Genomic DNA, 11,249 nt, shown 5'->3' with positions numbered 1-11,249 from the left:
TTGATTGATGCGGGTGAGTTACCACCGGGTTCTGATACAAACGATCTGATTGATTACCTTAAAGGTGCAGATGGTGCAACGGGTGCCACAGGTGCAACTGGATCTACGGGTGCCACGGGCGAAACTGGTGCTACAGGATCTACGGGTGCCACAGGTGAAACTGGTGCTACAGGTGTAAGTGGATCTGCTGATTTGATTACAGGCATTACTTTAAATGCCGATGCAAATGCAAATGGAAAACTCAGTCAACGCGAGCTTTTAGATGGGCCAAATACAATAACGATTGCATTGGGTACAGATGCCAAGGCAAATGATGTCATTGTAGTAAATGGGGCTCCGTATGTGCTTACTCAACAAAATATTGATGCAGGAGAAATAGAAGTTTCTGTATCTGTATTGGAAGGGTTAAATTTTATACGTGTTGATGCCTCAAATAGCGATGGTCAGACAGATGTAGACTTTAAATTCTTTGAAGTCACTGATGGGAACTATATTGGTGATGTGAATGTCATAAGTGATACGAATGGAAATAACATTATTGATAATACTGAGCTAGGTTTGGGCAGTACAATCGATGTTCGTGTGCAGATTGGTGACGATGTCCGCGTAGGAGATGTTGTTTCTTTGGGCGGCGTAGAACATACAGTAACGCAAGCAGACATAGATCAAAAATACGTAGAATTTCTAGATGTACCTGTAACGCAAGGTCAAACTGAGACGCTAGATGTTGATATTAAATCTAATACAGGGACCGAGTTGGATGATGCATCTAAAGATATACAGATTGATGGAGCGGCTCCTAATATTGTGGAGTCTATTGATTTCCCTGATGATTTAGATAACAACAGCACGCTGAGTGGACAAGAACTCAATGGTAAAAACAATACACAAATTCAAATTACTTTAGGAGCCGATGCTCAAGTTGGAGATATTGTTGTCGTTAATGGTGACAAATATGTTCTGAGTCCGACGGAAGTTACGAATGGAACTTTAAATGTCAATGTTTCGGTACGTGAAGGTCAGAACCCAATCGAAATTAGTGCAACAGATGAGTGGGGTAATGTAGATCGAATTTCTGATGCCATTGTTGTCGATGTTTTACCACCTGCTACACCAATACTTGCACCAACAGCAGTAGATGATGTTGAGCTTCAAACTGGAAATATTGCCAATAATTCTGTGACCAATGATAGCCGCCCTGAAATTACAGGGACTGGTCGAGTTCCAGGTGAAACCATTAATCTTTATGTCAATGGGGCGCCAGTCACTGGATCAGGAACACCAATTATCGTTCAGCCTAATGGTGAGTGGAGTTATACCCCAGCTGCGGATTGGATTGATAATGATTATGTTATTACATATACGGTATCTGACACCAACGGAAATACTTCGACTTCGTCACCATCATTAAGTTTCGAAATAGATACTGCTGCGCCAACAGGCGGTGCTGTTTCAATTGATACACCTATTGCTGTGGATGGTGTAGTTGACACAACCGAGGCGAGTGGCAATATCACGGTCACAGGAACGCTTACGATTTCAACTGATGCAGCCACTACAACAGTCATAGTTACTGTGAATGGAGCGGAGTATCCAGCAATAGTAACGGGCAATACGTGGACAGCCAGTATTCCGGGTAGTCAGTTTGCAGATGGTGCAGGAAATGTATCTGTAGAGGCTGTATTTACAGATGCTGCAGGAAATGCTTCACCTGCAACGGCTGATGCGGCTTATACCCTAGATATTCCAGCAGTACTGAATGATTCTGTACTTGCAGGAGTTGGTGTAAATCCACCTGTTACAGGCAGCACTGTTAAAACAGGTATAAGCCTAGCTATGGACAGTACCTCAGCGCAAGTAACGGCAGTTGATGGAGTCGGTAACCCAGTTGTACTCACTGTGGGTGGCGTTGCTGTGGTTTGGAGTGGGGCAGGAACAGCAGCAAGTCCTTTTGTTGCAACGGTAGCAGGTCTTGCTGAGCCAGTGTTGAGTATCACGATCAATAACAATGGCGACTATACGATTGTTCAAAACCATAGTTTGGATCATGCATTGGCTGGTGCAGACAAAATCACAATTACTGTACCTGTTCTCGATGGTGGTGTTGCGCATGATGTATTGATACTAGACGTTGTAGATGGTGTGCCTACTGCAGCGACAGATAGCACTGCTAACTTAACACAGCAAATCATACAAGGCGCAGATACGCTCGATATCAGCGTACCGCAAACTTACCGTGGCTCTGCTGTTGAAACTTTTGGTGGCGATTCAGAAGGCGCACATGTCAGTAAAGTAACTATTGAAGGTATCGAGTTTACTTATGATGGTACGACAGTGACAACACCTAATGACTTTGGTAACTCAGGTGTTGTTGCCTCACATACTGTAGTGGATGGTTCAGATACGTCTTTAGTGGTTACCACTGCTCGTGGTGAAACCATTACGGTGAATTTAGACACCGGAAATTATACTGTTGAAGTTACAGGTCAAGGTCTTGCAATCAATGAAGCGCCTGAGGCGAACATTGCTGGCGCTGGTGGCTTACTTGGTGGCGGTATTATCAATGCGGATGCACTGGGCGTAATTGATCTTTCACAAACACAGACGTTCTCCGTTTCGGATACCAATGAGAACTTGACCAAGGTGAATGTTGGATATGAAACCTCTAATTTGAGCTCAGCATTAGATGTATTGGTTACACAGCAGTTGAATAGCGTTGTTGATGGATTAAGAAATATTCCAGGAGATATTTTAGGGTTAGGAGATGTAGTTGCTAATCTCTTGGAGGGTTTGGGTGTTACAGATCTTATAGATCAGTTAATTACAAATCCAAATGGTTTAATTGCAGGGATAGTAGCACCAGTTGTTAAGCCATTAACTGACTTGTTGAATGAGGTATTAAATGGCAAACTCGTTCTTGATTATGATGTTCAGATGGCAACTGAGTTAGGTTTAAAAGTTACAGCTGTTGCGGGTGATTATAATAATAACTTCAAAGCGAGCTTAGTCATTGAGTCGCTAACTGCTAATGGTGTCATTGACTCATTAGCTGTCAATCAGTTATTAGGGACAGTTGAAGCAACAGATAGTGGCGGTGGTTTGTTAGATCTACTTGGTTCAAATTTGAATCTACTCACTACTTTAAATCTACAAGCAACAGATCAGGCTGGGGCACTAAGCGCTCCAGAATCTCAAGATTTAACGATTCAGTTAGGGCTACTTAGTGATGGAATCCAGTCGAATACTACTGTGATTAAAGATAACGGTTCCAATCTTAACCAAAGTGGTGCGACATCGTCTGTTCAAATCTTTGGTTTAGATGGCGATGACACTATCACTGGCAGTAACTTTGCTGACATTATCCGCGGTGGTACTGGAAATGACACAATTAATGCTGGTGCAGGTAATGACATTATTATTGGTGGCAAAGGTGATGACACGCTTACAGGCGGCCTAGGTCGTGATGTCTTTAAGTGGGAGTCTGGCGACCAAGGCACGACTGTTACTCCTGCACGAGATACAGTCATCGATTTTGATATTCGTTCAGTTGCCCAAGGTGGAGACATTATTGATTTATCTGGGTTGTTGCCAAATGCAGACCGAGTAGGGACAAGTTCAGTCAACATTGGGGACTATGTATCGTTTGTTGAAGCAGCAGGCAATACAGAAATTCACATCAGCACTGCAGGGAATGGTGGAGTAGATCAAGTTATTGTTCTGGAAGGTGTAACTGGCTTTGTAGGGCAATTTGCGTCTCAAGATGAACTAATTTCTTACTTGCTTAAATCTGGAAAATTGGTGATTGGGGAGCAAACGGTTGACCAAGCTACTTATGATGCCATTAAAACGGATAATGAGCTAAATATTGGTATTGAAGTTAAAGATGGCGATGGAGATACCGATACCCATACTGTGGATTTAGGCGTGGGTAGTCTAGAGGATGCCAATCAATATCAACCTAACTTTGATCCAAATAATGTGGCTCCGGAGATTAGCCTAGAAGTATCTACGCTCTTAGGTTTAATCGGTGTAGATGCACTAGGTCTACTTGATCTAAGTCGCCAAGCTTATTCAGTTGTCGATGTAAACAACAACCTGCAACGTGTTGAATTGGTTTATCAACCTGTAGTTAATGTTGGCTTAACACGTGCTTACTTTACCGTAAGTACAGAGTTGGCTACTGAGCTGGGTTTGAAAGTGACCTCAGTGACAGATGGTGGTTTACTCAATCTACTCGGCTATAGCAATACACTCATCATTACGGCACTAGATGGTGGAACCATTAGTAACTTGGCTATTAATGAGTTATTGGCTGCCGTTGAAATGCATGCGGAAGATGGCACATTACTTACAGGTACTTTGTTAACTACAAATGTACTGAACTCAGTTTCAATGACAGCCATTGATAGTCAAGGTGCATCCTCAACGGAGAGTGGCGGTAGTCTAATTAATATCAACCTACTGGATAACTTCAGTAATGGTAGTGAGTTTATTTTTGAGGGTACGACAGGTGTAGATGCTTTAGACCAATCTACCGCAACCGATGGGGTGCGTTTATATGGTTATGCTGGTAATGACACATTAACAGGTGGTTCAGGCAATGACTTGTTACGTGGTGGCGATGGCGATGACACACTGATTGGTGGTGCAGGGAATGACTTACTGATTGGAGGGTCAGGAAATGACACCTTCATAGGTGGTTTAGGTAGCGACACCGTGTTGTATGAACTACTCGATAATCTAGGTAACGCGCCAACAGGTGGCAATGGAGTCGATACTTGGACTGACTTTACTGTCGGTGCAGGGGCGGACAAAATTGATGTTTCTGCATTGCTTGATGGGCAACAGACTGCGACTAATATAGGTAACTATATCTCTGTGACAACTGATGTGAATGGACATGCAGTGATTGCAATTGACCGTGATGGCAGTGCAGGAGGTTTTGGTAAAGCAGATCTCTTGGTTCTCAATAATATCAATGCTATTGATTTGGGTGCTACTGCTGAGGATCAACTCAAAACACTGTTAGACAATAATCAAATCATTTTCTAAACAGAAGGAAATGAATAAAAAGGATGCTTTGTGGGTTTAAACACAAAGCATCTCTTCTCTATGTATTTGATGAATTGGATATAAGTAATAAATGAAAAAGCATATTCGCCTAAATATGATTGTTAAAAATGAGGCGCATGTCATCTTAAGATGTTTGGCGTCAGTTAAACCTTGGATAGATTCATGGTGCATTGTAGATACCGGTTCTAGTGACGGAACACAGGACATTATTCAAGACTATTTAAAAGACATTCCTGGGCAGTTATATGAACGGCCTTGGAAAAATTTTGGGTACAACCGTACAGAGGCACTACAGCTTGCAGTCTCAGAAGATCTGCCTGCTGCGGATTATCTCTTATTCATTGATGCGGATGAACAGTTACAAGCCGCTGAAGATTTTGTTTTACCAGCACTTACGGCGAAAGCCTATTATTTTCCAGTGATTTATGGCGCTTTGCGTTATCGACGCAATGCCATGATTTCTACAGCTCTAGAATGGACTTGGAAAGGGGTCATACATGAATACCTTCACTCACAGCAATTACACCGTTGGCAAACACTTGAAGGCTTGAACATATTTGTTCAGCATGATGGTGCTCGAGCAAAAAATAAAAATACATATCTCAATGATATTGCTTTGCTAGAACAAGGACTCATAGATGAGCCAGATAATTTACGCTATGTTTTTTATTTGGCACAAAGTTACCGTGATGCTGGGATGTTTGAAAAGAGTCGAGAGTTCTATTTAAAGCGGGCAGCTGCAGAGGGTTGGGAAGAAGAACGTTGGATGGCACAGCTACGTGCAGCTCAAATGGCTGATCGTTTGGGGTTGGATGAAGGAGTTGTACATCATGAATATTTAAAGAGTTGGATAGCTAAGCAACATCGTGCAGAACCACTTTACGAGTTAGCTCGTTACTACCGATTGAAAAAAGATTTTGATCTAGCTTGTTATTTTGCAGTTCAGGCAATTGATATTCCTGTACCAACAGATGGTTTATTTGTTGATGCTAGTGTCTATGAATGGCGGGCATTAGATGAGTTGGCTGTTTCAGCAACCTACTGTAAAACATATAAAAAGCAAGGCGGAGAAGCCATGCAAAAATTGCTAACAGAAAAAAAGTACCCAAAGACACAGCAAGTGCGCATGTTGGCAAATGAGAAATTTTATAAATGAAAAAAAAGGAAATGATTCGCTCTGAATCAAACTCTGGATCAATTTTTTTAAAGCACAAATGGTCTATTACTGGAAAAAAAACGCATCATGTTTGTATACTTAAGAGTTCTGGTATTTGGCACTCATCCTTATATTTAAGTCTAGCTTTATTGCTTCCTGCAACATTCGCAAGTGCCAATACAGAGCAACCATCTTCAGTTAAAAGTAAAATCAGCCAAATATGGCAGCCTAAACCTGATGATCAAGCCAATACGATTAAGATTGATGATTTTAATCGTTTATTCATCAATACATCGTCAGTCCAAGAGTTACCCAAAATAAGAGCCGCAGTGACGACTGACATGCCAAGTCGTAGTGTAAGATCTGACGCTGTAGCAAAAAGAAGCCAACTGGATTTTCTAGATGCAATTCGGCAGGCACTGCAACGTCGCCCTGAAATTACTCAAAGCATTGCGGAAGTTGCTCAGCAGCAAGCAAATATTGATACCGTCAAATCACAATATTTTCCTCAAATTTCCGGAGGATTCAATACTGGCGACTTTACGACAGGAGAGCGTGGCCGACAAGTTTTTAGCATTTCAGCGACACAAATGCTGTATGACTTCGGCAAAATTAAAAGTGCCGTGACGGTAGAGCAAGCGAAACTGATGCAAGATCAGGCGCAGTTATTGCTTGAAATAGATGATATTTCATACCAAGTGGCGAATGCGATTGTGAACATCAAACGCTATGAAGAGCTTGTAAAAATTGCCGATCAACAAATCAGTGGTATTGGTCGTATCGCCGAAATTGCGAGGTTACGCGCACAAGCAGGTATTAGTAGCCAAGCAGACCCAATTCAAGCGCAATCAAATTTAGAAGCGGCACAATCGACTAAAGTGGTTCAGGAGGCGCAATTACATCAATACCAACAAAAACTAAGAACTTTATTGGGTTACGACGTTTCAAGTACCAATGTAAATATGCCAAGCTTTTTAGTTGAAAAAGCAGGGTTATACGATGAAATTGATTTTAATAACGTTTCAAAAATGATGGCCGCACAAACGGCAGTTCAGATTGCGAAATTTCAGAAGCAACAAACTAAATTAAATGTCTATCCAACGTTAAATATTAAAGGCAGCCTGAGTCAGGCGGTAAATGGGCGCAATCCAAATAATAACGAAGATGATGGTTTTTATAATTCAATCATGCTTGAAGCTTCAAGCACCTTTTTTCAAGGTGGCGCAGTTAGTGCGAGAAACCGTGCTGCTAGCTATGCAGAAGAAGCGGCTAAAGCACAAGTGAGTACCGTTTATTTAGATGTATTGGATCAAACTCGTTTGATTCAGACAGAAGTGGAAAGTAAGCAAAAGCAAATGGTGGTGCTTGCTCAACGACGTGAAACCACAAAACGAACCAAAGAGCTCTATCAAGAACAATATAAATTAGGAACACGAACTGTTGTTGACTTGCTCAATGCAGAACAAGCAATACATGGTGCAGCTCAGGAAATTGAGGCTGCGCGCTATGATATTTATGCGGCACTGATTCGATACATTGAAATTACTGGACGTAGTAGAGCGGTTTATCAGTTAAATAATACGCCTATTCAGGGGTTTGAGGTGGTGTCATGAGCAGTTCATTGAATTACCAACCATGGCTAAAAGCAGTGCTTCGTATTGCAAAGCATTATCGTATCGAAACATCAGAAGAACAACTTCGTTTGCAACTCAACTGGAATCAAAGTGATTCTATCGCGGAGACTTTGACACTCATAACCCGCCAACTAGGAATGAGTCTGCGTCAAGTGCCATTCAGTCAAGATTTACTCAACCCATGGTTGTTACCTGTCGTTGTCGAGTTATCAGATGGACAAGTCGCTGTAATTGAAAAAGCAGATTCAGATGGCAATATCAGCATCCAGTTCAGTGCTGACGAAGGGCTTACACAAACCTATACCATTACGAAACTACAAGAACATATTCGCTTTGTTTATATCATTCGACCTGAAAAATCGGTGAGTGATGTCCGGGTTGATGAATACATCAAGCCTTATGAAGCCAGTTGGTTTTGGGGCATCGTATTACAAGACTGGAAACGTTATATCGACATTATGTTTGCCTCTTTAATGGCGAATATTCTTGCATTAGCAACCGTCGTATTTTCTATGAATGTCTATGACCGTGTCATTCCAGCACAGTCAATCCCAACGTTGTGGGTGCTGGCAGGTGGAGTATTAATTGCTGCAATTTTTGAGTTTTCGATACGCGTTGCACGGGTTTTTTTATCGGACATTATTGGTAAAAGAGCAGATTTAAAAATATCGGATCGGGTATTTGGTCATGCTTTACGTATTAAAAATAAAGAGCGTTCAAAATCAACAGGTACATTTATTTCTCAAATTAGAGAATTAGACGGGGTTCGTGAACTGGTCACTTCAACCACCATTTCAGCAATTGCCGACTTACCTTTTTTCTTAATGTTCTTAGTTATTTTTTGGCTCATTGGCGGCAATCTGTTTTGGGTCATGCTCGTGGTTGTCCCCCTGATGATTTTGCCGGGTCTGCTGATTCAAAAGCCTTTAGCAAAACTGGCTAAAGAGGGTATGCGTGAGAGTGCGATTCGTAATGCCATGCTCGTTGAAGTGGTACAGGGTATTGAAGATATTAAACTGCTTAGAGCTGAGTCTCGGTTTCAAAATCAATGGAACCGAATGAATGAAATTTCTGCGGATATTTCTATGCGTCAGAGAAAGTTGGTAGGTGTTTTGAATGCATGGACACAGAAGATTCAAGGGTTAACCTTTGCTGTTGTCGTGTTAGTGGGTTGTTTTGCGGTCATGAAAGGTGAAATGACAACGGGGGCATTGGTGGCCTGTTCAATGCTGTCTTCTCGCATGCTTGGACCTATAGCTCAAATCACAGGTGTACTTGGCCGTTTCCAACAGGCAAAAGTTGCAAAAACGGGTCTAGATGAATTGATGAAACGAACGGTTGATCAACCCGATCGGGCGCATTTAATTCATCGTCCTGTGATCAATGGTGATTATGATTTAACAGATGTTAGCTTTAAATACAGCGATGGAGATGAAAAACCCAATTTACACATTGCTAAATTAGTCATAAGACCTGGTGAGAAGATAGCAATTCTTGGACGAAATGGTGCAGGTAAATCGACCCTATTACAGTTGTTATCGGGGATGCAAGAACCCACACAAGGCAAAATTAAACTTGATGGGCTTGAATTAAGACTGATTGATCCTGCAGATGTAAGGCGAGATATGGGTTTACTCAATCAAAATGCACATCTCTTTTTTGGCACAGTTCGAGAGAATTTGACGCTTGGAGCACCTCTGGCCAGTGATCAAGAAATTTTAAATGTCTTAAAAATTACAGGTGCACTCGATTTTATTCAAGCTAAAAAGGAAGGGCTCGATTTTCAAATTTTAGAAGGCGGTACTGGGTTTTCAGGTGGACAACGTCAGGCTTTGTTAATGGCGCGCTTATTGATTTGTCAGCCGAATATTTTACTGCTCGATGAACCAACGTCATTTTTAGATGAAGTCACAGAAAAACAATTAATTGATCATTTAAAGCACTGGTTAAGACCAAAAACTATGATTATTGCGACGCATCGTCGTGCGGTCTTAGAGCTTGTCGATCGGATTATTGTGGTGAATGATGGAAAGATCGTCATGGATGGACCACGAGATCAGATTCTAAATCAATCAAAACAACAAAAAACTGCTGAGGTGTTGAAGTCATGAGTCAAACGGAGTCTAGTAAAAAAAGCGTTTCTGCTCTCAACTTTCAACCGCCTTTACCCAGTGTTAGCAAGTTCATTTGGGTGATTTGTATTGGATTACTTGTGCTGTTGGCTTGGGCATGGTTTTTTGAATTAGAAGAAGTCTCTACAAGCTCAGGTAAAGTCATTCCATCATCTAAAGAACAATCGATTCAATCCTTAGAAGGCGGGATTTTAACTAAACTGTATGTCAGTGAAGGGGAAATTGTAAAGCAAGGGCAAGTTCTAGCACAGCTAGATCCAACGCGTTTTGCTTCAAATGTAGGTGAGTCAGAATCACTCTTAATTGCGTCAAAAGCGACTGCTGCACGACTTCGTTCGGAGGTCAACGCTACTCCCTTGGTGTTTCCAGAAGATGTGCTAAAAATACCAAAGTTAGTTAGTGAAGAAACTGCCTTATATCAATCTCGTCGTTCAAATTTAAATGATTCGGTATCTGGCTTAAGTCAGGCTTTGGTTTTGGTGGAACAGGAGCTTGCGATGACAGAACCTCTTGTCGCAAAAGGGGCAGCCAGTGAAGTAGAGGTACTTCGTTTGAAACGAGAGGCCAATGACCTTCGAAATCAGATGAATGATATCCGCAATCAATATTATGTTAAAGCACGGGAAGAATTGGCCAAAGCCAATATTGATATTGAAACTCAAGCACAGGTGATCAAAGGCAAAACGGATACCTTACAGCGCACTGTTTTTAAGTCACCTGTACGGGGCATTGTCAAAGAAATTGATGTCATGACCATTGGTGGTGTCATTCCACAAAATGGAAAGTTGATGACAATCGTTCCTTTAGATGAACAGCTTTTAATTGAGGCCCGCATATCGCCACGCGATATTGCTTTTATTCGACCAGATCAAGATGCTTTGGTGAAAGTGACGGCCTATGATTATTCAATTTATGGCGGTTTGCATGGAAAAGTGACGATCATTTCACCAGATACATTACGAGACGAAGTCAAACAAGATCAGTTCTATTATCGTGCTTATATCCGTACAGATTCAGATAAACTCATCAATAAGCAGGGTAAACAATTTAATATTACACCGGGTATGGTGGCAGTCGTGGATATTAAAACAGGACATAAGACAGTGTTGGACTATTTAATAAAACCGTTTAACAAAGCCAAAGAGGCACTGCGTGAACGCTAATATCCATCCACTGTTTTGAAACAATAAAAAAGCCAACGCATGTAATGTCATCGTTGGCTTTTTTATTAAGTTACGGGTTTTAAGGATAAGC

General features: G+C 41.5%; 5 protein-coding genes. All 5 read left to right on the top strand.

Going from position 1 to position 11,249, the window contains the following annotated elements; all coding sequences use genetic code 11:
* A partial coding sequence (locus tag F946_RS06135; protein ID WP_035326489.1) for a beta strand repeat-containing protein occupies positions 1–5,052 on the top strand: 5,052 nt, incomplete at its 5' end.
* A gap of 91 nt (positions 5,053–5,143) precedes the next feature.
* Positions 5,144–6,229, top strand: a complete 1,086-nt coding sequence (locus F946_RS06130) for a tetratricopeptide repeat-containing glycosyltransferase (RefSeq protein WP_004980250.1) — start codon at positions 5,144–5,146, stop codon at positions 6,227–6,229.
* Positions 6,226–7,842, top strand: a complete 1,617-nt coding sequence (locus F946_RS06125; protein WP_004980248.1) for a TolC family protein — start codon at positions 6,226–6,228, stop codon at positions 7,840–7,842. The genes F946_RS06130 and F946_RS06125 overlap by 4 nt, the downstream gene beginning before the upstream one ends.
* Complete coding sequence (locus tag F946_RS06120) at positions 7,839–9,974, top strand: type I secretion system permease/ATPase (protein WP_004980244.1); 2,136 nt, start codon at positions 7,839–7,841, stop codon at positions 9,972–9,974. The genes F946_RS06125 and F946_RS06120 overlap by 4 nt, the downstream gene beginning before the upstream one ends.
* Positions 9,971–11,158, top strand: coding sequence for a beta-barrel domain-containing protein (locus F946_RS06115; protein WP_004980242.1), 1,188 nt, complete (start codon positions 9,971–9,973; stop codon positions 11,156–11,158). Before F946_RS06120 ends, F946_RS06115 begins: the two co-directional genes overlap by 4 nt.
* The last annotated feature ends 91 nt before the right edge of the window (positions 11,159–11,249 follow it).

Source organism: Acinetobacter johnsonii ANC 3681 (assembly GCF_000368805.1).
Taxonomy (GTDB): domain Bacteria; phylum Pseudomonadota; class Gammaproteobacteria; order Pseudomonadales; family Moraxellaceae; genus Acinetobacter; species Acinetobacter johnsonii.
Note: the sequence above shows the minus strand (reverse complement) of the source record. Positions and strands in the feature narration are given on the sequence as shown.